The organism is Streptomyces sp. WM6372 (assembly GCF_001279655.1).
GTDB lineage: Bacteria > Actinomycetota > Actinomycetes > Streptomycetales > Streptomycetaceae > Streptomyces.
Genome location: NZ_LGDB01000217.1, coordinates 1 through 22,780 on the forward strand (window position 1 = coordinate 1; position 22,780 = coordinate 22,780).

Annotated in this window: 17 protein-coding genes; 11 read left to right on the forward strand and 6 right to left on the reverse strand. The window is 73.4% G+C overall.

What is annotated here, in order from left to right; all coding sequences use genetic code 11:
* Nucleotides 1-257: 257 nt before the first annotated feature.
* A complete protein-coding gene (locus ADK52_RS30480; protein WP_053693083.1) occupies nt 258-926 on the reverse strand; it encodes an SGNH/GDSL hydrolase family protein in 669 nt (222 codons plus the stop codon).
* 359 nt (nt 927-1,285) lie between these two features.
* Here ADK52_RS30480 and ADK52_RS30485 point away from each other — a divergent pair, with 359 nt between their 5' ends.
* Nucleotides 1,286-2,512 carry a 4-hydroxybenzoate 3-monooxygenase gene (locus ADK52_RS30485; protein ID WP_199828568.1) on the forward strand — a complete coding sequence of 409 codons (1,227 nt, stop codon included), beginning with the start codon at nt 1,286-1,288 and terminating at the stop codon, nt 2,510-2,512.
* A 163-nt stretch (nt 2,513-2,675) separates the two neighbouring features.
* Nucleotides 2,676-4,499, forward strand: a complete 1,824-nt coding sequence (locus tag ADK52_RS30490; RefSeq protein WP_053693085.1) for a methyltransferase — start codon at nt 2,676-2,678, stop codon at nt 4,497-4,499.
* 61 nt (nt 4,500-4,560) lie between these two features.
* Here the strand turns inward: ADK52_RS30490 and ADK52_RS30495 are convergent, their stop codons facing one another.
* The 3 genes from ADK52_RS30495 to ADK52_RS30505 form a co-directional block, all read right to left on the reverse strand.
* Entirely contained in the window at nt 4,561-6,099 is a 1,539-nt protein-coding gene (locus tag ADK52_RS30495; protein WP_053693086.1) for an MFS transporter, read from the reverse strand.
* Between the two features lie 438 nt (nt 6,100-6,537).
* Complete coding sequence (locus tag ADK52_RS30500; protein ID WP_053693087.1) at nt 6,538-6,750, reverse strand: hypothetical protein; 213 nt, start codon at nt 6,748-6,750, stop codon at nt 6,538-6,540.
* Nucleotides 6,751-6,776: 26 nt separating this feature from the next.
* The gene (locus ADK52_RS30505; protein WP_053693088.1) at nt 6,777-7,877 is read right to left on the reverse strand and encodes an alpha/beta hydrolase; all 1,101 of its coding nucleotides are present in this window, start codon (nt 7,875-7,877) and stop codon (nt 6,777-6,779) included.
* A 392-nt stretch (nt 7,878-8,269) separates the two neighbouring features.
* Between ADK52_RS30505 and ADK52_RS30510 the strand changes: the two genes are divergently transcribed.
* Genes ADK52_RS30510 through ADK52_RS30540 form a run of 7 tightly spaced genes read left to right on the forward strand, consistent with a single transcriptional unit; the run spans nt 8,270 to nt 17,829 of the window.
* Nucleotides 8,270-9,337, forward strand: coding sequence for a 3-oxoacyl-ACP synthase III family protein (locus ADK52_RS30510; RefSeq protein ID WP_053693089.1), 1,068 nt, complete (start codon nt 8,270-8,272; stop codon nt 9,335-9,337).
* A 3-nt stretch (nt 9,338-9,340) separates the two neighbouring features.
* Complete coding sequence (locus tag ADK52_RS30515; protein ID WP_199828569.1) at nt 9,341-10,288, forward strand: hypothetical protein; 948 nt, start codon at nt 9,341-9,343, stop codon at nt 10,286-10,288.
* 9 nt (nt 10,289-10,297) lie between these two features.
* Nucleotides 10,298-12,256, forward strand: coding sequence for a fatty acid CoA ligase family protein (locus tag ADK52_RS30520; protein WP_053693091.1), 1,959 nt, complete (start codon nt 10,298-10,300; stop codon nt 12,254-12,256).
* Nucleotides 12,241-13,338 carry an NAD-dependent epimerase/dehydratase family protein gene (locus ADK52_RS30525; protein WP_234344321.1) on the forward strand — a complete coding sequence of 366 codons (1,098 nt, stop codon included), beginning with the start codon at nt 12,241-12,243 and terminating at the stop codon, nt 13,336-13,338. Before ADK52_RS30520 ends, ADK52_RS30525 begins: the two co-directional genes overlap by 16 nt.
* Entirely contained in the window at nt 13,335-16,559 is a 3,225-nt protein-coding gene (locus tag ADK52_RS30530; protein ID WP_053693092.1) for a non-ribosomal peptide synthetase, read from the forward strand. Before ADK52_RS30525 ends, ADK52_RS30530 begins: the two co-directional genes overlap by 4 nt.
* Nucleotides 16,556-17,299, forward strand: a complete 744-nt coding sequence (locus ADK52_RS30535) for a formyltransferase family protein (protein WP_063783975.1) — start codon at nt 16,556-16,558, stop codon at nt 17,297-17,299. Before ADK52_RS30530 ends, ADK52_RS30535 begins: the two co-directional genes overlap by 4 nt.
* Nucleotides 17,296-17,829: an SMI1/KNR4 family protein gene (locus ADK52_RS30540; RefSeq protein WP_053693093.1), complete on the forward strand. Its 534-nt coding sequence runs from the start codon at nt 17,296-17,298 to the stop codon at nt 17,827-17,829. The genes ADK52_RS30535 and ADK52_RS30540 overlap by 4 nt, the downstream gene beginning before the upstream one ends.
* Nucleotides 17,830-18,075: 246 nt before the next feature.
* Here the strand turns inward: ADK52_RS30540 and ADK52_RS30545 are convergent, their stop codons facing one another.
* Together ADK52_RS30545 and ADK52_RS30550 are read right to left on the reverse strand one after the other, a co-directional pair.
* The gene (locus ADK52_RS30545) at nt 18,076-19,302 is read right to left on the reverse strand and encodes a PP2C family protein-serine/threonine phosphatase (protein ID WP_053693094.1); all 1,227 of its coding nucleotides are present in this window, start codon (nt 19,300-19,302) and stop codon (nt 18,076-18,078) included.
* 261 nt (nt 19,303-19,563) lie between these two features.
* On the reverse strand, nt 19,564-21,900 hold the full coding sequence (locus tag ADK52_RS30550) for an ADP-ribosyltransferase domain-containing protein (protein ID WP_234344322.1): 2,337 nt from the start codon (nt 21,898-21,900) through the stop codon (nt 19,564-19,566).
* Between the two features lie 294 nt (nt 21,901-22,194).
* Here ADK52_RS30550 and ADK52_RS30560 point away from each other — a divergent pair, with 294 nt between their 5' ends.
* Nucleotides 22,195-22,425 carry a hypothetical protein gene (locus ADK52_RS30560; RefSeq protein ID WP_053693095.1) on the forward strand — a complete coding sequence of 77 codons (231 nt, stop codon included), beginning with the start codon at nt 22,195-22,197 and terminating at the stop codon, nt 22,423-22,425.
* 6 nt (nt 22,426-22,431) lie between these two features.
* Nucleotides 22,432-22,701 carry a hypothetical protein gene (locus tag ADK52_RS30565; protein ID WP_053693096.1) on the forward strand — a complete coding sequence of 90 codons (270 nt, stop codon included), beginning with the start codon at nt 22,432-22,434 and terminating at the stop codon, nt 22,699-22,701.
* The last annotated feature ends 79 nt before the right edge of the window (nt 22,702-22,780 follow it).

A 22,780-nucleotide genomic window follows, 5' to 3' on the forward strand; every position in this document is an offset into this window, starting at 1 on the left:
GGACTACATGAACTCCCGCTACGGCAGCCCCGTCGGCGCCTGGAACTTCTGGCAGACCCACCACTGGTACTAAGCCACCAGCGGACAGCACACGCACGAAAGCGCCCGACCGGAACCTCCCGGCCGGGCGCTTTCGCGTGAGCGAGCCCGTACGACCACGTGGCCCGATCGCCTGGCGCGCCCGTGTGGCCCGGGCGTGGCCCGACGACCTGGCCCGACGGCCTGGCCCGGCCACCTGGCCCGGCCACCTGGCCCGGTCAGGCGACCAGGCGCAGCCAGGCCTCCGCGAGTGCGGCGTGACCGGCCGGCGTCGGGTGCACGCCGTCCGCGGCCCAGTGCTCGGGCCCGCTCGCCGCGGCGAGCTCGGCGAACATGCCGTCGGCGGCGAGCAGGTGCGCGCCGTACCTGCGGGCGAGCTTGCACACGACGTGGATCTTCGGGTCCAGGTCGGCGCGCCATTCCTCCCGCTCCTTCTCCCCGATGGCCACGCCTGCGACGCCGGCCTCGACGGTGCCGTGGATCGGCAGGAGGAACGGCTCGATGAGGACCAGCCGCGTACCCGCCTCGGCGAGGGGCGCGAGCAGGCGCTCGTAGCCCGCCTCGAACTCCTCCGCGGGGATCACGTACCCCTTCGGGTCCATCGTGTGCCAGCCCATGTCGTTGACCCCGACGAGGATCGACACCACGTCCGGGCGGGCGTCGAGCACGTCCGTCTGCCAGCGGGCTTCGAGATCCGTCACCTTGTTGCCGCCGATCCCGGTGTTCAGCCACGTCACGGGCCGGTCCGGGTGCCGGAGCCCCCACTCGCCCGCGACCCGCAGCGGGTAGCCGGACCCGAGGCCGTCCTCGCTCTCCAGCCGCCGGCAGTCGGTGATCGAATCGCCGGTGAACAGCACGGTGCTCCCCGGCCGGATGGTGATCGTCATACGCGCTCCTCGGATCCTGGACCCACGGCCGGACGGGCACCCGGCCGGACCCCTCGAAAGGTGTCAGCCCCCACCGACAGGGGGCCGACACCCCCGACGCCCCACCGACGAGTGCCGGATCGTCAGGCGACGGCCGCCCGATCCGGGACGTGATGGAGTCCGGGATGTCCGCCGGGGGGTGTGCGCCCGGGCGTGTGTTCGTACGCGCGCGCCCGGCGTACACCACCGCACTGCCGCGGACACCGCTCCCGACCCCGCCGCCACGGGCCGGAAACGTCAAGGGTGATTGTCACTCTATTCCCGCCTATGGATGGCTTGCGTAGGTTCACGGATCTTCGCGTGCTTATGCTTCACGCGCTATGACGGAAAGTCAGAACTCCCGCGCCTTACGGGAATCAGCCGACGTGATCGTCCTCGGTGCCGGTCCGGCCGGGCTCGTTCTCGGAATCCTGCTGCACGCAGCCGGGATCGACTGCGTTCTCCTCGAACGCGCCTCCCGCACCCATGTCCAAACCCGGGCCCGCGCCGGGTTCCTCGCCCCGAACACCGTACGGATCCTGGACCGCCACGGCCTCTCCGACGGCCTGCACCGTGACGGCCGCCGCCACGGCACGTGCGAGTTCCGTACGGAGGACGGCCGGTTCCGGATCGACTACGGCGCCCGCGGCCAGGGTGGCCGGCACCACGTCTACCCGCAGCAGAACCTGGTCACGGACCTCCTGACGCACTACCTCGACCGCGGCGGACGCATCCGCTTCCAGACCGAGGCGCTCGCCGTGCGCGATGCCGACGGCGCCGGCGGCGCCCGGCCGTACGTCATGACGCGCGAGCCCGACGGCCGTCGCACGCGGTGGAGCGCCCGCTACGTCGCCGGCTGCGACGGGCGGCACGGGGCGGCCCGCCGCTCCCTGCCGCCGGGCGCCGTCCGCCACCACCACGACCACGGCGTGACCTGGCTCGGCCTGCTCGCCGAGGCCCCGCCGAGCCTCGACGCCGTCGGTTACGCCGTCCACGACCGAGGCTTCGCCGGACACATGGCCCGCACCGCGGACGTCACCCGCTACTACCTCCAGTGGCAGCGCGGCGTCACCGCCGACGCCTGGCCCGAGCAGCGGATCTGGGACGAGCTGGACGTCCGGATGCGCGCCGCGGACCACGGACCGCTCCACCGGGGCGCGCTGCTGGAACGCGGGATCTTCGACCTCACCTGCGACGTGATCGAACCGCTGCGCCACGGCTCGCTGTTCCTGGCGGGCGACGCGGCGAGCCTGCTCGCCCCGGCCGCCGCGAAGGGCGCGAACCTCGCGGTCCTGGAGGCCGAGATCCTGGCCGCGGCCCTGACCGACGCCTTGACCCGGGGCGACACCGCGGGACTCGACGGGTACTCGGACCGGTGCCTCGCGCACATCTGGCGGGCGCAGGAATTCACCGGGTGGATGACCCGGCTGCTGCACGCGGCTCCCGACGGGGACCACCCGAGCGCCGGATCGTTCTTCCACGCCGGCCTGCGGCGCTCCCGGCTCGCTTCGCTGCGCACCTCGCGCATCCACCAGGACTGGTTCGCCGAGAACTACGTCGGCGTCTGACCGCCGCCCCACCCCGCACGCCCCACCCCGCACGACCCACCCGGCGAAAACGCGCCCTCCACCCGGCCCTGCCCGGCCCCACCTGGCCCCACCCCGCTCACCCGGCCCCACCCCGCTTCGCCCTGCCCTGCCCAGCCCGTACCGGCCCGAGGACACCCCCACGATGACGACGACGCTCCCCGACGAAACGATGCTCCTGGACGACACGGCCCGCCTGCGCGCGGCAGCCGAGTTCGTCCGCGAGCACGACAGCGCCGCCCTGTTGCCCCTCCTCCTGCCCGGCCTCGACGGACCGGACCTGCGGGATCTGGCCGGCCACTGCCGGTTCGCCCACGCGGGGCTGCTGCTCTTCCCGCCGGACGCGGACGGCCTGCGGGCCCAGCTCGCCGCGTGCGGGCTGGCCGTGGACACCCCCTCCCACCCCAGCGTGGTGGTCCGCGAACGCCTCGCCCGGCGCCACCGGCGCGATCCGGCCGAGCTCGACGTCCGCATCCTTCGCCCGCTCGTGCCCGGCTGCGCCGGAGAGCGCCGCGCGGTCGAGGTGTTCGCCCTGACCGTGCCCCCGCACTCCGGCCTGGAGCGGATCGCCGCGTACGAACGCACCCGCCGGCACGAGGCGCACCTCGCCTTCGAGATCGAGCACTCGGACCCGCTGGCGCTGCGCGGCCTGTGCGCGATCCTCGTCCGCCACGGCGCACGCCCCGACGGCGGCGGCTACAACCCGCACGAGGACGGCACGGTCCTGTACTTCCCCCCCCCCGCCGATCCGGCCTGCGGCTACCGGCGGCTGGAACTCTACGTACGCGGCGACCACCGCGCCGCCGCCCTCGCCGCCCACCTGGACCACTCCGACGGGCACCCCCATCCCGCCGAGCACCCCCACCCCCACCGCACCGCCGGGCAGCCCGCCGAAACGCTCCTTCGCCTCCTCACCGGCGCGTGGACCACACAGGCACTCGCCGCCTTCGCCCGGCTGCGCCTGCCCGACGCCATGGACACCCGTACCGCGCACCGCACCGAGGACCTCGCCCGGCTGACCGGCACCCACCCCCGGGGCCTCGCCACGCTCCTGCGCTACCTGGTCATGCTCGGCGCGGTCGCCCAAGACCACGAGGAGGACGGCTTCCGCCTGACCGAACTCGGCGCCCTGCTGCACTCGGACACGCCCGGATCGATGCGACCGCTGGCCCTGATGTACGGCGGCCCGTTCTACGGCTCCTTCGGCGAACTCGACCACGCCGTGCGGACCGGACGGCCGGCCTTCGACCGCCTCTTCGGCGAGAACCACTTCGACCACTTCGCCCGCGACCCCGAACTCGCCGCCCTCTTCGACCGCTCCATGGCCGCGAGCTCACGGATGTTCGAGCCGCTCCCCGACCACCCGGTCATCACCGCCGCCGCCCGCAAGTCCGCGGCGGCGACCGCGACAGAACCCGCGCCCGTGCCCGCGCCCGAGCCCGCGACCGTCGTCGACGTCGCCGGCGGGAACGGGGAGCTCCTCGGCCGCATCCTCACCGCGCACCCGGGCCTGCGCGGCGTCCTCCTCGAACGCCCGCACGCCGTCGAGGCAGCCCGCCGCCTGCTCGACGCCGCGGGCTGCGGCGCGCGCTGCGACTACCGCTCCGGCGACTTCGCCGACGTGCCGCCCGGCGGCGACGTCTACGTCCTCTCCCGCGTCCTGCACGACTGGGACGACGACCGCTGCCGGGAGATCCTGCGCCACTGCGCCCGCGCCATGCCCGCCCACGCGGACCTGCTCGTCGTGGAACGGCTCCTGCCCGCCGACGGTTCCCCCTCGCTGGCCACCGCCTGGGACCTGCACATGCTGTGCAACGTCGGAGGACGCGAACGCCGCGCCGACCACTACGCACGCCTGCTCGCCGACGTCGGCCTCCAGCTCATCGGCCACAGCCCCCTGCCCCTGGACGCGCACGTACTGCACGCCCGCAGGGCGGCCGTCCCGGACCCCACCGCCCGACGGAGCTGAGCCGGTACCCCCCGTACCCCTCCGTACCCCTCGTACCACGCGAACACCAGCACCCCGCCGGCTACGCCCGATCGTCGCGGCCGCCGCCCGACTCGGAGAGTTCCGCCTCTCCGGGGAGGAAGGCGACCGCCGCGGCCGCCGCGACCATCACGGCCGCGCCCACGTAGAACGCGGCCGAGACGGCGGTGGTGACCGAAGCCTTGAGGGCCGGGATCAGGTCGGCGGGGATCCCGGCGGGCAAGGGCGAACCCTGCTGTGTCGCGGCCACCGCCTTCCCGATGGACCGCTCGACCTGGTCGAAACGCTCGGGCGGGATCCGGCCGTCCCGTCCGAGGATCCGACCCAGGTGCGCGCCCTCGCGATGCGCCACGATCGCGCCCATGACCGCCAGACCCAGCGCCGCGCTGATTTCCCGGGCGGTCTGCAACAGCCCCGCCGCGCCGCCGCGCATCCCCTTGGAGGTGCCGTTGAGCGCGGTGACCCAGGCCGGGCTGACGCAGAGCCCCATGCCGATGCCCATCACGCAGTAGAAGGGCGCCAGCCAGACGTAGTCCTGCCGGTGCAGCTCCACCGCCGAACAGAGCAGTGCCCCCACGCACAGGACCATGCCGATGCCCAGGGGAACGCGCGGCCCCAGGTGGTCGTACAGCCTTCCGCCCAGCGGCGCGAACACCACCGTGGGGAGGGTGAGCGGCAGCACGGCGAGACCGGCTTCGAAGGGAGACATCCCCACGACGTCCTGAAGCCAGATGACCCCGAACACGGCGAATCCGACGAACGCGAAACGCACCGTCGAGATGACCGCCGCCCCCACCGAGAATTCCCTGCTCGCGAACAACCCGAAGGGCATGAGCGGATCCGGATGCCGCCGCTCGCGCACCACCAGGAGCGTCATCAGTACGGCTCCGGTGGCGAGCAAGGAGATGACGGCGGCCGAGGACCACCCCCAGTGGCGCGCCTGCATGAGCGGGAGCACCACGCACACCAGACCGCCCATCAACAGGGGTGCGCTCGACCAGTCGACGTGTTTGCGCCGTGGTGGCTTGCTCGTGAGCAGAAGATGCGCGAGGACCAGTGCGCCGATGCCCAGGGGCGGGTTGACGAAGAAGATCGCGCGCCAGGAGAACGCCGTCGTCAGCAGACCCCCGATCAGGGGGGCAGTGCCGTACAGCACGGTGGAGACACTGGACGAGATGCCCATCGCCCGGCCCCGCTCCCGGCGACCGAATTCCTCGATGATGAGCACCTGGCAGGCGGGCCGGAGGATCGCCGCACCGGCTCCCTGGGCCGCGCGCGCGGCGATGAGCCAGGCCTCGGACTGGGCCAGGCCCGCCGCCGCGGAGGCCACGACGAACACGAGGGCTCCGAGGCGGAAGGCGCGTTCGTACCCGAAGACGTCGCCGATGCGTCCGCCGAGCGGGCTCACACAGGCGAAACTGAGCAGATAGGCATTGATGATCCACTGCACTCCGGTGGTCGAAGCGCCCAGACTCCGCTGGATGGTGGGAAGGGCGACCAGTACCACCAGGGCATCGATGGCGATCATCGACGAGGCGCAGGTCATCACGCCCAGCACCCACCAGCGGTGACGCTCGCCCACAAACCGCTGTCGCCGTGTCACGGTGTCCCTTCCGCCGAATTCGAGCGGACGGGAGCGCATACCGCCGCCCGGTCTTCCTACACGGTTGTGTCGCCGCTCTTCCGTATTCGTGCGGGACACCCCGCAGCGTGGTGCCGCAACGGACACGACGACCGAGGAGCGGGCACGGGCATGACACGGCTGAGCGCACCACGACGGGCGGCGATGCCAGTACCGGGCGGCCGGGCGGCGGCCACCGCCGACGGCGTCGACGCCGAACGGGCCGGGCTCGGCGGCAGCCCGCCCGCGACGGCGACCGGGCCGTACGGGACCTCGCCACCACGCTGCTCGGTGACCTCCCGCACGCCCTCGACCGCTTCGCGCGCGGCGACACGGGCCCCTGCTACGTCTGTTCTGGGGGCTGGGGGCCGGGGGGCGGGAGGCGGGAGGCGGAGGGAACTACGCCTCGGTGCGCGGCAGCGCCGAACCGCTGCAACGCGCCCGGGGACGGCTCGCCCCGAGGACGAGGAGCAGATCCTCAGCACGCTCGTCACCGAGACCGTCGGCCTCGACGACCTCGTCCGCGAGCTGGTCGAGCTCGCCGCCGACCGTTACACCGGCGAGGAGGCCGAGGCGGTCGAACTGACGGCCGCCGCCGTGGACGCCGCCCACCGCTGCCGGCAGCGCACCGGCCGGCCCTACTGCGGCTTCGGGCCCTTCATCAGCTTGCTGAGCTCTTCCAGCTGGCCTTCCTTCATGCCCCGGACGTAGTCCCAGCCGTTGTGGTCGCCGCCCTGGATCTCGTGGATCGTGACCTTGATCGGGCCCTTGCCGAACTGCTGCTGGAACTTCTCCATCCGGTCGCGGCCGCCCTCCTTGGTGCCGTACTGGAAGAAGACGTTCACCTCGGGGCCCTTGGCGTTGATCAGCTTCGGGGCGAGCTTCTCGGGGTTGTTCGCGTCCATCTCCGCCTGGTGGCCCTTCCAGAGCGGGGAGTCCGGGACGATCTCACCGCCGTTGGCGATGACGGCCCGGAAGCGGTCCGGCTTCTGCAGGAGCTGCTTGAGGCCGACGAAGGCGCCGGAGGAGTTGCCCATGAAGGCCCAGCCGTCGCGGGACTTGTAGGTGCGGAAGTTGGCCCGGGCGAGATCGGGCACGTCCTCGCCGATCCAGGTGCCCATCTTGGCCTGGCCGGGGATGTCGGAGCCGTCGTAGTAGTACTTGGCGTCCGGGTTGAGGATCGGCATGACGACGATGAAGGGGAGACTCTTGCCGGCCGCGGCGCCCTCGGAGATGGCTGCCTGGAGGCCCAGCTTCGGCAGGGTCGCCCAGTAGTTGTCGGCGTTCCCGTTGCCCCCGGGCAGCGCGATCATGACGGGGAAGGCGCTCTTCGCGTACTCCGGGCGGTCGTACTCCTTCGGCGTCCACACCCAGACGCTGCCGTCGAAGCCGGACTTGGCGCCCTTCACCTTGGCCTTGGATATGCGGGTGCCGTCGTCCAGCTTGACCGTCTGCTTGAACTCGGTGAACGGGCCGGTGGGCAGGGACACGTCCGGGTCCGCGCTCGGCGCGGAAGCCGGCTTCCCGTCGCCGGTCTCCTTGCCCTTGTCCTTGTCCTTGTCCGCACCCGCGGAGGGCTTCGCGTAGCTGACGGACTCCCCGTTCCCGTCGAACCAGTCCGTCTTCCAGTAGACCAACCCGGAGCCGGCCCCGGCGAGCAGGGCCACGGCCACTGCGGAGCCGATCCACACCTTCTTGCGGGATCGCCTGGGCTGCTGCGGCTGCGGGTACTCGTGCACGAACTTCGCTCCGAACAGTTGTGGCTGCCCTCAGGGGCAGAGCGGTTGGGTCCTCTTCTCGGTTGATGCATTTACCGACCCTGGAGGTTGCAAAAAAGGGCAACAAATGTCGTTTAGCTTTCAAATGGGACCCCTGCGTCGGCGCCGGAGACCCCGAAGGCGGACCGAGTGGTTCCGGACAGGTTTTGCGCACCGTGCGTGATGTTCCGGCCGATGATCGGGGCGCCGGGAGGTGCCACGGCCGGGCGTTGGCGAAATGCGGTCCATGGGATGCCTGGCTGGTAATCGCCCCATCTGCACCCTTCACATCCTTTTGCGGGCCAGGTGGAGTGATCCCTACGCTACGGTAACTTCGCTTTCTGTTACGGGGATGTCCATGGAGAACGCGGAGCATGAACACCAGCACACTGAATCGCCACAGCCGGTTAGAGGCACTGGGGGCCCACGTCCCCGAGACCGTGATGACCACCCGGGAGCTGACCGAGGGGATACCCGCCGTCCGTGACGCGGACCTCCAGCGGATCACCGGAGTCGCCGAGCGCCGGGTGTACGACCCGGATCCGGCGGCCGCCGAGAACTCCTTCTCGATGGCCCTGTCCGCCGCACGGGACTGCCTGGAGGCCTCCCGCTACGAGGCCGCCGACCTCGACGTCGTCATATCGGCCTCGATCACCCGCTTCACGGACGGCGGCCGCTTCACCTTCGAACCGTCCTTCGCCTCGATGCTGGCCCGCGAGCTGGGCGCGCGACGGGCCGTCCACTTCGACGTGTCCAACGCCTGCGCCGGCATGATGACCGGCGTCTACCTGCTCGACCGCATGATCCGCTCCGGCGCGGTACGCAACGGCCTGGTCGTCAGCGGCGAGCAGGCCACCGCGGTCGCCGAGACGGCGGCCCGCGAGGTCACCGACTCCTACGACCCGCAGTTCGCCTCGCTCTCCGTCGGCGACTCGGCGGCCGCCGTCGTCCTGGACGCCTCCACCGACGAGGCCGACCGGATCCACTACGTGGAACTGATGACCTGCTCGGAGTACTCGCACCTGTGCATGGGCATGCCGAGCGACCGCAGCGAGGGCATCGCCCTCTACACGGACAACAAGAAGATGCACAACCGCGACCGGCTCAAACTGTGGCCGCGGTTCCATCAGGACCTCCTGGCCAAGCAGGGACGGGAGTTCGCCGACGAGGACTTCGACTACGTCATCCAGCACCAGGTCGGCACCCGTTTCATCGACTACGTGAACCAGACGGCCGAGGCCGAGTTCGCGGCCCCGATGCCCACCTCCCTCGCGGTCGTCGAGAAGTACGGCAACACCGCCACCACCTCCCACTTCCTGACGCTGCGTGAGCACATGCGGGCCGGCACCGCCCGCCCCGGATCCCGGTTCCTCATGGTCCCCGCCGCCTCCGGCGTGGTGACCGGCGCCCTGTCTGCCACGATCACGAACATGGGGGTCTGAGCCATGGGAATGGTCATCGCCGCAGCCCACACCGCCACGCCCCACGGCACTGCCACGCACCGGAGCACCGGCCCCGGCACGCACCCCGGCACCGGCACCGGCCCCGGCACGCACCCCGGCCCCGGCCCCGGACCCGCCTCCGCCGTCGAACTCGCGAGCCGCGCCGCCCGCGCCTGCCTGTCGCAGGCGCAGGTCTCCCCGTCGTCCGTCGGCGTCCTCATCAACGTCGGCGTCTACCGGGAGTCCAACACCTTCGAGCCCGCCCTCGCGGCCCTCGTCCAGAAGGAGGTCGGTATCAACCTGGACTACATCGCCGACCCGAACCCCGCCGCCGGCTTCTCCTTCGACCTCATGAACGGCGCCTGCGGTGTCCTCAACGCCGTACAGCTCGCCCAGAGCCTCCTCGACACCGGCAGCGCCGAACGCGTCCTGATCACGGCCGCCGACGTGCACCCCGGCGGCGACGCCCGCCGCGACCCCGACTACCCGTACGCGGACCTGGCCGGCGCCTTCCTCCTCCAGCGCAGCGCCGACCCCGACGCCGGGTTCGGCCCCGTGTCCGTGTACGCGGGCGACGGGCCCACCGACACCGAGGGGTACCTCGACACCGCGGCCATGGGCAGCGGCGGCCGCTCCCGGATCACGGTGTGCCGTACGGAGGGACACGGGGCGCGGCGCAGCGCACTCGCCGCCGCCTGCACCGTCGGGTACGCCCGCCAGCACGGCATCGACCTGGACCGCGCCCTCGTGGTCGGCCCGCACGCCGGAGCGGACACGCGGGCCGCGCAGGACGAGGACGGCGCCGGCGAGCCCCACACCGCGGCGCCGATCCTCGGCTACCTCCAGGCCCTGGCCGCCCCGCGCCCGAAGGACCGCGACCGGCTCCTCATGGTCGCCGCCGGCGCCGGCCCCAGCGCCGCCTGCGTCTCCTACCGGCCCGAAGGCTGGTGAGGTGACGCCATGAGCACCGTTCCCCATGCCGCGACCACCGCGGGCCTGGCCGACTGCCTGGAGCGCAACGCCGCCGCGTTCCCGCACAAGGCGGCCGTCATCCACCCCGACGGCCGCGAGCCCGGCGGCGGCCCGCGCTACCGCGAAGTCACCTACGGGGAGTTGCAGGACTCGGTCGAGGAGATCGCCCACGGTCTCGCCCGCGCCGGGATCACCCGCGGGACCAAGACCGTACTGATGGCACCGCCCGGCCCCGAGCTGTTCGCCCTCGCCTTCGCGCTCTTCCGGCTCGGCGCCGTCCCCGTCGTCGTCGACCCGGGCATGGGCGTGCGCCGGATGCTCCACTGCTACCGCGCCGTCGGCGCCGAGGCGTTCATCGGGCCACCCCTCGCCCACCTCGTACGCGTCCTCGGCCGGCGCACCTTCGGCCGCGTACGCGTCCCCGTCACCCTGGGCCGCCACCGGCTGTGGGGCGGCCACACCCTCGCCGCGCTGCGGACCGCGGCGGGCCCGCGGACCCCCGCCGCCGACGTCGGCGGCGACGACCTCCTGATGATCGGGTTCACCACCGGAAGCACCGGCCCCGCCAAGGGAGTCGAGTACACCCACCGCATGGCGCTCGCCATCGCCCGCCAGATCGAGGCCGCCCACGGGCGCACCCGCGACGACACCTCACTGGTGACCCTGCCGTTCTACGGCATCCTCGACCTCGTCTACGGCTCCACCACCGTCCTCGCCCCCCTGGCACCGGCCAAGGTCGCCCAGGCCGACCCCGCCCTGCTCGTGGACGCGCTGGAACGATTCGGCGCGACCACCATGTTCGCCTCGCCCGCCCTCCTGCGGAACCTCGCCGACCACCTCACCGCCCTGGGCCGCCCCCCGCGGGACCTGCGCTGCGTCGTCTCCGGCGGCGCGCCCGTCCCCGACTCCGTCGTCGCCGCCCTGCGCACCGTCCTCGACGAGAAGACGTCCGTCCACGTCACGTACGGGGCCACCGAGGTCCTGCCGATCACCTCGATCGAATCCGAGGAGATCCTCGGCGAGACCTCCGCCGGCAGCGCCCGCGGAGCCGGGACCTGCATCGGCCGCCCCGTCCCCGGCACCCGCGTCCGCATCGTCCCCGTCACCGACGGCCCGCGCCCCCGCCTGTACCCGGAGACCGCCCTGCCCGTCGGCCGCGTCGGCGAGATACTCGTCGAGGGCGAGTCCGTCAGCCCCCGCTACCACGACGCGCCCCGCTCCGACGCCCTGCACAAGGTGCACGAGACCCGGCCCGACGGCACCGCGCTCACCTGGCACCGCACCGGCGACCTCGGCTACCTCGACGACCGCGGCCGCCTCTGGTTCTGCGGCCGCACCTCCCAACGGGTGCGCGCCGCCGGCCGGGACCTGCACACCGTGCGCTGCGAGGGCGTCTTCAACTCCCACCCCCTGGTGCGCCGCAGCGCCCTCGTCGGCATCGGCCCGGCCGGCGCCCAGCGCCCCGTCGTCTGCGTGGAGAGCGACGTCCCGGCCGACAGCGCCGCCTGGCAGGACCTGGTCGCCGACCTGCGCGCCCTCGCGGCCGAACACGCCCCCACCCGGGGGCTGGAGGAGTTCCTGCACCACCCCGCCTTCCCGGTCGACGTCCGCCACAACGCCAAGATCGGCCGCGAGCAACTGGCCCGATGGGCGCAGCGGCGCCTCGCCCCGCCCCCGCCCCCGTTCTCACGGGCCCGGGCGGCCCGCCTCGTACCGCTCGCGGGCTGGGCCTACCTCCTCGGCGGCGCGATCTGGGCCGCCGCCGCCGACGTGCCCGACGTACCGCTGCTGCGCTGGCTCTGGTGGGCCGACGCCTTCCTCAGCATCCCGGTGCACGCCGCGCAGATCCCCCTCGCACTGCCACGGGGCAGGGCCGCGGGCCACGGCGGCGCGGCCACCGCCGCACTGACCATGCTCTACGGCGCGACCTGGTGGCGGGCACTGTGAACATCCTGATCACCGGGGCCACCGGCTTCCTCGGCGGCCACCTCGCCGACGCCTGCCTGCGCGACGGCCACCGGGTCCGCGCCCTGGTCCGGCCGGGCAGCGACACCGCCCGCCTGAGCGCCCTCGGTCCGGGACTCGACCTCGTGCCCGGCGACCTCGCCGACACCGCCTCGCTGGCCCGCGCCGCCGTGGGCTGCGACACCGTGCTGCACAGCGCCGCCCGCGTCGTCGACCACGGCAGCCGCGCCCAGTTCGAGGAGGCCAACGTCACCGGAACGCAGCGGCTGCTGGCGGCGGCCCGTGCGGCGGGCGCCACCCGCTTCGTCTTCGTCAGCAGCCCGAGCGCGCTGATGCACCTGCGCGAGGGCGACCGGCTCCGGATCGACGAGAGCACCCCGTACCCCACCCGGTTCTTCAACCACTACTGCGCGACGAAGGCCGCCGCCGAACAGTACGTACTGTCCGCGAACACACCGGACTTCACCACCTGCGCGCTGCGTCCGCGCGCCATCTGGGGCCCGCGCGACCACGCGGGCTTCCTGCCCCGCATGATCGCCTCGATGCGGGCGGGCCGGCTGCCCGACCTGTCCGGCGGCAAACGGGTACGGGTCTCGCTGTGCCACGTCGACAACGCCGTCGACGCCTGCCTGCGCGCGACGGCCGCCCCCGCCGAACGCATCGGCGGCAAGGCGTACTTCGTGGCCGACCGCGAGGAGACCGACCTGTGGGCCTTCCTCACCCGCGTCGGCTCCCTCCTCGGCTGCCCGCCGCCCCGCCCGCGCGTCCCCGTCGCGGCCACCCGCGTCCTCGCCGAGGCCGTCGAGGCGGCGTGGCGGCTGCGCCCGTCGGCCGGTACGGGCCCGCCGCTGAGCCGCTACACGGCGGCCCTCCTCACCCGCTCCACCACGTACGACACGGGCGCCGCCCGCCGCGACCTCGGCTACGACCCGCCGCGCGCGCAGGAGGACGGCGTGAGCGGGCTGCTCCGCTGGATCCACGGCATCGGCGGCGTCGACGCCTGGACACGCCCGGAGCACCCGCCCGCGTCCCCTCGTACCGACGAAGGAACCACCCCACGATGACACCCCCTCACAGCACGTACCGGCGGGCGGGATCGCCGACGGAACACCTCTACCTGGCCGCCGGGCACGCGCGCGGCGCCATGGCCCTGCGCATCGTCGTCGAAGGGCACACCGCCCCCGGACCGGCGGCCCTGCGGGCGGCGGTCGCCCGGGCCGCCGAAACCTGCCCCGGCTCCCGCCTGGTACGGCGCGGGCCCGTCTGGACCGCCGAGGGCCCGCTGCCCACGATCCGGTACGCCGCTCCCGCCGCCGGCGCCGTCGACGTGTCGGACCCGGCCACGGCGGCGCTCCTCACCGGCCGCGCGCGCCGGAACGACCCGCCGGGGTGCGAGGTCCTGGTGATCCCCGCCGACACTCCCGCCGGCACCGCCACCGGCACCGCCACCGGCACCGCCACGCTCGTGTTCAGCGCCTCGCACGCCCTGATGGACGGTCACGGCGCGCTGATCTGGGTACGGGAGGTCTTCCGCGCCCTGCGCGGGGAGCCCGGCCGCCCCGCCCTCGCCCCGGACACCGACCGCGGGCTGCTGCGCCGGCTCGGCGGCTCCGCCCGCCGCCCGGCCCTCGTCCCGGACCGCCCGTCCCCCCTGGGTCGCCCGGGCACGGGCCCCGAGCAGACGCTGTGGCTCCGCCGCACCCTCCCGGGCCACCATCCGGCCCTCACGCCCCGGCTGGCCCAGGCCCTGACGGACGGCGCGGCCACGGACGGCGGCGCCACCCGGGTCATGATCCCGGTCGACCTGCGGCGCCACCGCCCCGGCATCGCCTCGACCGGCAACCTCACCCTGCCGGTGTTCCTGGACCTGAGCCCCGGGCAGGAGTGGCCGAGGGCACAGGTCACCCTGCTCCGGGCCCTCGCCGAGAAGCGGGAGCTCGCCGAGGGCTTCGAGTCGGCCCTCCTCCCGCTGCCCCCGGCGGCCGCCCGCCTCATGCTGCGGGCCGCCCAGGCAGGCACCGTACGGGCCGACCGCCACCTCGCCTCGGCCGTCGTCTCCCACCTGGGGCGCCTGGACCCGGCCGAGTTCTCCGGCGGGGGCTTCACCGCGACCACCGTGTACGCGCTGCCCGTCCACGCCCCCCTGGTCCCCGTCTCGGTGGCCGCCAACGAGACGGACACCGCCACGGAGCTCACGATGGGCGTCCGCGGCGGCCCCGGTCTGGCCGAACGCGCCACCCGCCTCCTGGACGAAGTCCTGACCCGACTGCCGGCCTCCGCCGCACCGCTGCCGCCACCGGCACCCGCACCCGCACCCGTGTCCGTATCGGCACCCGCATCCGCGCCCGCATCCGCGCCCGCATCCGCGCCCGCATCCGCGCCCGGGGCCGCGCCCGCGCCCGGGGCCGCGCCCGCATCCGCATCCGCATCCGCACCCGGGTCCGTACCGTCCCCCGCCACCGTCGTGGAACTGTTCCGTGCCCGGGCCGCCCGTACGCCCGCGGCACCCGCGCTCGACGGCCCCGACGGCGTGGTCACGTACGCCGAACTGGACCGCCGTTCCGACGCCGTGGCCGCCGGGCTGCTGCGCCGGGGGATCGGCCGTGAGGACCTCGTGGGCCTGGTCGTCGACCGCACCCCGGCCGGGGTCTGCGCCCTGTGGGGGATCCTCAAGGCGGGCGCCGCCTACGTGCCGCTGGACCCCGCCCACCCCGCCGCGCGGACCGCCGAGATCCTCCGCGCCTGCGGCGCCCGGCTCTGCCTGACCCAGCGTCACCTCGCCGAAGCCCTCGGCGCGCTCGCGCCCTGCCCCCTGCTCGCCGCCGAGGACCTCCTCACCGGCCCGCCGCCCCGGCCGCTGCCCCCGGCCCCCGCGCCCGGGGACCTCGCGTACGTCACCCACACCTCCGGCTCCACCGGCCGCCCCAAGGGCGTGCAGATCGAACACCGCGGCCTCGCGGGCTTCGTCCGCTGGATGACGCAGGTCTGCCGCGTGGACGCCCGGACCCGCTTCGGCTTCGCGTCCTCCTACGGCTTCGACATCTCCTGCTTCCCCCTCTTCCTGCCCCTCCTGGCCGGCGGCACGGTCGTCCTCGAGCCCGACGCGCCCTCGCGCGCCACCCTGCGCCGTCTCGTCACCGACCACCGGGCCGACACCCTCGCCCTCACCCCCTCCCACCTGGCCCTGCTGCCCGACCACGGCGACGTACGCACCCTGCTGCTCGGCGGCGAACCGCTGACCCCGGCCGCCGTACGCACCGCCCGTACCGCCTTCGGCCCCGACTGCCGCATCATCAACGGCTACGGCCCCACCGAGGCGACCGTCGCCTGCCTCGCCCACGTCGTGGACGACGCGCGGCCCACGACCGCCGCCACCCTCCCGATCGGCACCCCCGGCCCCTACGCCCACATCCACCTCGTCACGGAGGACGGCGGGCGCATCGGCACCGGGGCCGAGGACACCGGCCGCACGGGAGAGATCGTCGTCACCGGCCCCCAGGTGGCCCGCGGCTACCTCGGCCCGCCGGACGGCCGCCCCTCCCCGTTCACCGAGCACGAGGACGGCACCCGCAGCTACCGCACGGGCGACCTCGGCCGGCGACTTCCCGGCGGTGCGGTCGAGTTCGCCGGGCGCATCGACGGCCAGCTCAAGATCGCCGGGCACCGCATCGAGCCCGCGGAGATCGTCGCCGCGCTCGAAGCCCGGCCCGAGGTGAGCCGCGCCGTCGTGGCCGCCCGCCACCGCCCGCACACCACCACGCCGGTCCTGTGCGCGTACGTGGTCCCGCGCGCCGGGGGTGCGTACGGTACGGGCGACGGCCCGGAGAACCGGAACGATCCGGGCGATCCCGGTGACCTCCCCGCCACCCTGCGCTCCGCGCTCACCGCCCTGCTGCCCGCCGCCATGGTCCCGGCCCACGTCATCACCGTGGACGCCATCCCCAGCACGGTCGCGGGCAAGGCCGACCTGGACGCCCTGCCCGACCCCTTCGCCGTCGCCCACGACACCCCGGAACCGGCCACCACCCTCCAGGCACGGGTGGCCGCCCACTGGTCCGCGATCCTCGCGGTCGATTCCACACGACTCTCCGCGGAATCCGACTTCCAGGCCCTCGGCGGAGACTCCCTCGCCCTGGTGGAAATGCTCACCGCCGTCTCCGAAGACCTGCTGGAACCCGCCCAGGCCCGCCGTTTCATGGCCGGCCTCGACTGCCTGGTACGGAACCTGACGCTCGCGCAGGTCTGCGCCCACCTGACATCCGCCCGAGAGGAGCCGCCCGCATGATCTTCGTCGGAGACGGCGCACTGCTGCGCCGGGCCGTCGCACACGCCGCGGCGCAGGGCCACCCCGTGGACCTCGTCTGCTGCGAGGACCCCCAGGACGCCGCAGGCGCCCGGCACTTGCACCTGCCCGCCCCCGAGGACATCAACGCCCACGCCGACGTCCTCGCGCGCGCCTGCACCGACGGCGTCGTCTGGTCCCTCAACAACCGCCGGATCTTCCGCGCACCACTGCTCTCCCGGGGCCTGCGCATCCTCAACATCCACAACGGCCTGCTGCCCCGCCACCGCGGACTGCCCTCCGTGGCCGTCCTCTTCGCCCTGCTGAACGGCGAGCACGAGTACGGGGCCACCCTCCACGAGGTCGACGCGGGCATCGACACCGGCCGCGTCCTGGCCGAGCACCGCTTCCCGATCGCCCCCGACTCCCGCCACTTCCAGGTCATGCTCCGCGGTGTGCGCGCCTGCCAGGCCCTGTTCGAGGAGACCCTGCCGGCGATCGCCGCGGGCAGGCCCCTCCCGCCCCCGCCCGCCCCCGCGGGCCCGCCCGCGTACTACGGAACCCGCGCCCTGACCCGCCTGGCGGCCCACCGCGACCACCCGGCCTACCCCGCCGCCACGGACCTGGGGCCCTTCGCCACCCACGCCCCCGAACTCGCCGCAGCGATCAGCCCGGAGCCGACAATGGATCCGACCTCCCTGCCGCCCGGACCCATCGATCCCCAGAACAGGACCCCGCCATGACCGAAGCCCTCGCACGTCTCGCCGAAATCGCCCCGGCGCCGGGCGAGTCCCGCCGGAAGGACTGGGGCGAGGTCGAGCGCCGCCTCGGGGTCGAGCTCCCCGCGGACTACAAGGAGCTGATCCACCTCTACGGAGGAAGCAACTGGGACGACTACCTCTACGTCCTGGAGCCCGGCTGCCCCAATGAAAACTACGACCTCATCGCATGGGCGGCGCACCAGGCCGAAGACCTGGAAGGTCTGTGGGAACACGAGCGGAAGCCGGCCGAACTGGAGGTCGAGGGATCCCGGGTCGTCCCGTGGGCGACCACGGACAACGGGGAATGCCTCTACTGGCTCGTTCGGCCCGGCCTTGAGCCGGACCGATGGACCGTCATGGTGAACGAGGCGCGCGGCGACCGGTGGGAGCATTTCCCCGTATCCTGCACGCGATTCCTCGCGTCTTCCCTGGACGGAGAGCTGGAGTCGAACCTCCTCTCGTCCTTGTTCCCCCGCGCCGCACATGAATTCCGCCGGCTCGGTCCGGTATGACGGCGCGGCGATTTCGCGCTATGACTCCGGGCCCATCCAGGCCGGGGACTCGATGCCCCATGCCTCGTTCCAGACCAGGCAGTGCTCGCGCGAACGCGGGCCGACGAGCGGCCGACGAAGCCGAGCATCTCTCCTGCACCCCGCCGACCAGGCAAGATGCCGCTCCCGGAGCCTTGTGCGCGGGTCCGGCTGCCGGGGCCGCGCGCGCGTGGTCCGCGTGGTCGGGAGCGCCTCGGGGCGAGTGGTTCAGAGGCGGACGATGACGAGGGCGGAGTCGTCGGTGGCGCCGCCGGGTGGGAGGAGGTCGAGGAGGATCGCGTCGGCGAGGGTCTCGGGGTCGGTGTCCTGGTGGCGGGTGAGGGCGCGGGCGAGGCGGGCGAGGCTCGTGTCGATGTCTTCGCGGCGGCGTTCGACGAGCCCGTCGGTGTAGAGGACGAGGGTGTCGCCTTCGGCGAAGCCGGTGGCCGCCTGGGGACGCGGGACGTGTTCCGGGCGGGCGCCGAGAGGGGGGTCGGTGGCCCGGTCGAGGAACTCGACACCGCCGTGGGCGCGGAGCAGGGCGGGAGGGAGGTGGCCGGCGCTGCTGTAGGTGAGGGTGCGGGTGTCCCAGTCGATGTAGGTCTCGACCGCGGTGGTGTTCTCGGCGCCTTCGACGGAGCGGGCGTACAGCCCGAGGACCTCCAGGGCCTGGGCGGGGCCGTCGGAGACGAGGGAGGCGGCGCTGAGGGCGCTGCGGAGCAGGCCCATGATGCCGGCTGCGTGCAGGCCGTGCCCGACGACGTCGCCGACGGCCACCGCGATGCGGTCACCGGGCAGGTCGACGAGGTCGTACCAGTCGCCGCAGACGTTGAGGGCGCCGACCGCGGGCCGGTAGCGGACGGCGGCACGGTGGTGGCCGATGTTGGCGGGGGTGGGCAGCATCGCCTCTTGCAGGGCGAGGGCGATCTCGCGCTCGCGGGCATGGGCCTGACGCAGGCGTTCGTTGACCTCCTGGAGCTCCCGGGCACGGGTGTAGAGCTCGGCTTCCAGGACCCGGGCCCGGCTGCCGTCGGGGGAGCCGCGGGCCGCGATGAGCTCGGTGACCTCCTCGACCCGGTGCACGATCAGGATGACCCGCCCGTCGGGGCCGAGCACGGGGGCGTTGACCGGGCTCCAGTACCGTTCCTCCCACTCGCCGGGCCGCAGCATGGACTGGACGTCGTAGCGTTGTAGGGCCATGGTGTCGCGCTCGCCGGTGGCCAGCACCCGCTGGAGCGAGGCGTGCAGGTTGCGGGCGCCGCTGGCGGTGGGATCGTTCGGGTTGTCGGGGAAGACGTCGAACAGGTAGCGGCCGATCACCTGCTCGCGGGTGCGCCCGGAGGCGCGCAGGAACTCTGCGTTCGCGTCCGCGTACACCAGCTCAGGGGTCAGCAGCGCCACCATGCCCGGCAGCGTCTGGAACACCGCCGGGTAGTCGATCTCCAGATCCGTCATGCCAGCTCGCTTCGGCGCCTGCCGTCCCCGCTCATCCACGATAGGGTCCCGCCGGTGTTCGCGCCGCCCGAGACCACGCGCCGGCCGCCCGGGACCGAGCCTCCGCGGCCTCCGACGCCCCGGGGCCGGGGCACCCGCCACCGGCACCCGGCACCGGCACCCGGCACCGGCACCCGCGCACCCCGGCACCCCGCCACCGGCACCCCGGCACCCTGGCGAGTGACCGCGGGGGCCGTGCCGCGACCCCCGCGGAGACGTGCGTCAGGACACCACGGGAGCGGCGTCCACCTCGGTCAGCCGGACCGTGCACAGCCCGCCGCGCTCGCTCTTCACGTCCGTCACCTTGAGCTGCGTGCCCGGCGTGAGGATGTACTCCTCCTCCCCGGTGAAGGCGGAGAACCTCCTGATCCCGACCGCATGGGCGGGCGTCACCTCGAAGAGCGTCCGCTTGCCGCGGCTCCCCAGGAAGGACCGGGCCACGCTCAGCTGGGAGGTGCACGAGGAGACGCCCCACCACGTGACCGTCCGGCCCACCGGGTACTGCGCCCGCAGGTCCAGCGACACACCCCGCCACAGCGGCTGCGTGTGTGCGGGCAGCCCCGACACCGCCGAGAACAGCAGCCGCAGGTACGGCAGATAGGGAGCGACCCTGGTCCGGTCGGGGGAGCGGAGGACCGCGTTGATCTCGCGGTAGAAGGCGGACTCGCAGGTGTAGAGGTAGAGCGCGGCGATCGCGTCGGCGGACAGGCCGGCGGACGTCTCGTCCGCCCGCCGCTTGCCGAAGTCGCGTGACCGGTCGATGTGTCCGGCGAGCCCGGACAGGGTCTTGGCGACCGGAGCGACGGCGTCCTGGAAATCCATCAGCGGGGTGTCGAACACGCCGGTGATCGCGGGGAGGACCAGGCCCTCGTCCTTGACGCTGGTGAGGCGCTCCAGGTACAGCTGGTGCAGGTTCATGGTCGACTCGATGAAGGCGCCCATCCGCGCAGCGACACCCCCGTCCGCACCGGCCGCCGCCCCCTCGTTCCACCCCTTGCTCGGCAGCCAGTCGATCACGTCGGCACCCAGCGACGCGAGAGCCTCGTTCACCAGGGCGAAGTGGTCGCCCTCGCAGAAGACGTCGCCCTGCGCCGCCGGGTTCACGTGGTCGATGTGCCGCACCTCGACGTCCGGGTACTTCTCCTGGAGTCGCAGGACGACCCTCTTCAGGTTGCGGGCGTGCGCCCCCCACCAGGCGAAGACGATCCCGCGGTCCTCCTCGTCGGCGTCCTGCTTGGCCTTGAGGATCTCCTCGACGATCCGTTCGGCGACGGGCCGCCAGAACGCCGTGTGCCGGTCGGTACCCATCGCTCCGTCGCCGCTGGCGGTGAGCGAGGCGTTCAGCAGCAGCACGCCCTGGGTGAGCATCGCCTGGAACCACTCCGGCGGCTGGACGGTGTCCCGCTCCTTCAGCAACACGCGTACGTCGGCGATGGGCGTCTTCTTGGCCATGCCGTACTTCCACATCGCCGCGGCCTTGATGAGGCAGCGGATGCTGACGACCCTGCCGAACTGGCTGTCCTTCCAGTCGCTGAAGGTGTTGTCGAACATGGCGATGCCGGTCGCGCTCTCCGGCCGCGGGTAGGGGTTCTGGCCGAAGGCGACGACCTTCCACTTGTGCGGCGGGTTGGGCTTGAGGGCCTGGAAGGTCAGCTCGCGCACCGGGACGACCTCCGGGCTGCGGCCCTTCCCGATGAACCGGGCGGCGTCCGGCTGCGCCTCGATGACGGGCTTCAGGAGCGGAAGCCAGGGCTCACCGCCGCCGTCGAAGAGTTCGGTGAGGGCCAGGGGGTCGTTCGCGTCGGTCATGGGGGAGGGGCTTTCGTTCGTCGTGGACGGGGGAGGGACGTGGCCGGCCGGATCGCCGGCCGGATCGCTGCCGCCGGGGACGGGCGGGACGGCCTTCGGCGCGACGATGCGTACCCGCTCCTCGACGGGGGCGTCCTCGATGCCGCTCAGCTGCGTGAGGATGGTGGCGCGCAACTCGTCGTCGTCCTCGAACCAGTGGTCGTGGAAGAGCGTGTAGCCGGTCCACATGAGGTTGGCGCACACCCTGGCCGGGACCCGCCCGGTCTGCGCGCCCATCCCGACCAGCGCCACGGAGCGGATGCTGCCCGGGACCTGCCGGTTCTGCCGGTGGACGGCCTGGAACGCGGCGGCGCACGCCAGCGCCACGTTCAGCGTGGCGCTCACGTTCTGCGAGGAGCCCACCATGGTCGGCGTCGATATCAGGTAGCGGGGGAAGGTGGCCCCCGACGGGACGCAGACCGCGCTGCCCACCGGGAGGGCGCCGGCGAACCGGTCGCGGATCGCGCGCTGCACGCGCAGCTGGATGCCGGATCCGAGGTGACGCTTGATGGCGGCGTCGACCCCGCCGTCCATCCGGCCCCGGGAGTTGGTCGGGGTGACCCAGGCGTCGACGTCCTCGTCGAGGATCGAACCCCTGCGGATCTCGATGCCGGGCGTGTCCGCGAACGCCGCTCGCCATGCCTCCACGACGCGCTCGTTCACGTCCGTCAGCACCACCCTCAGCGTGGGCTGAGCACTGCTCTCGGTCATCGTCCACTCCTGTCGGGAAACGGCTCCTCGCAACACCCCGAACGTAACCGGCGCCACTGACAACGGCGCTCCGGGAAGGGGCTGATGACCAGCCGTCATGACACCAAGCTGCCAGGCAGCACGGTGCCAGCCCGAACCCCTTCCGGGTCGCCCGCCCCGGGCAGCAAGATGTTGATCACCGGGACGGCGGGGCAGGAAGCCCCACCCCAGGCCAGGGCCGAAAGGCCGGACCGGAGCAGCGCGCACCACCGCTACCGCACCGCACCGGATCGCCTTCACGCTCGGGGGAACGTCATGTCTCGCACCACGCACTTCATCGCTGCCGCCGGCCTCACCGCCCTGTTCTCGATCGGCGCCGCCTCCGCCGCCGTCGCCGCACCCGCCGCGGGCCCCGGCGTGATCGGCTGGGACTCGTACCCCGCGGTCTCCGCCTCCGCCTCCGCCTCCGCTTCCGCTTCTGCTTCCGCTCCTGTCATCGGGTGGGACTCCGCGGCCGCGGACAAGCGCGTCATCGGCTGGGACTGACGACACGTGCGGGTGATCCAAGCCTCCCTGCACCGCACCCTCCCCGGCCCGGCCCCCGCAGGGTCCTCGCACCTCATCCACGACCTGCTCTGGGCGCACGCCACCCAGGCCGAGGGCCTGGAACACATCCGGCCCCGCCCCACCGAGCACGGCCTGGACCTCTTCCTCTTCGTACGGGCCCACAGCGACGCCTCGGCCCTCCAGCAGATGCGCACCCTGCTCACCCGGGTCGACACCCCCATCGCCGCACACGGCTACACGGTCGCCGGCGCCTGAGCCGACGGTCCCTCACCAGCCGTACCGGCACGCCGCTTCGCCGCTTCGCCGCTTCGCCGCCGGGCCGTTCCGGGCTGCC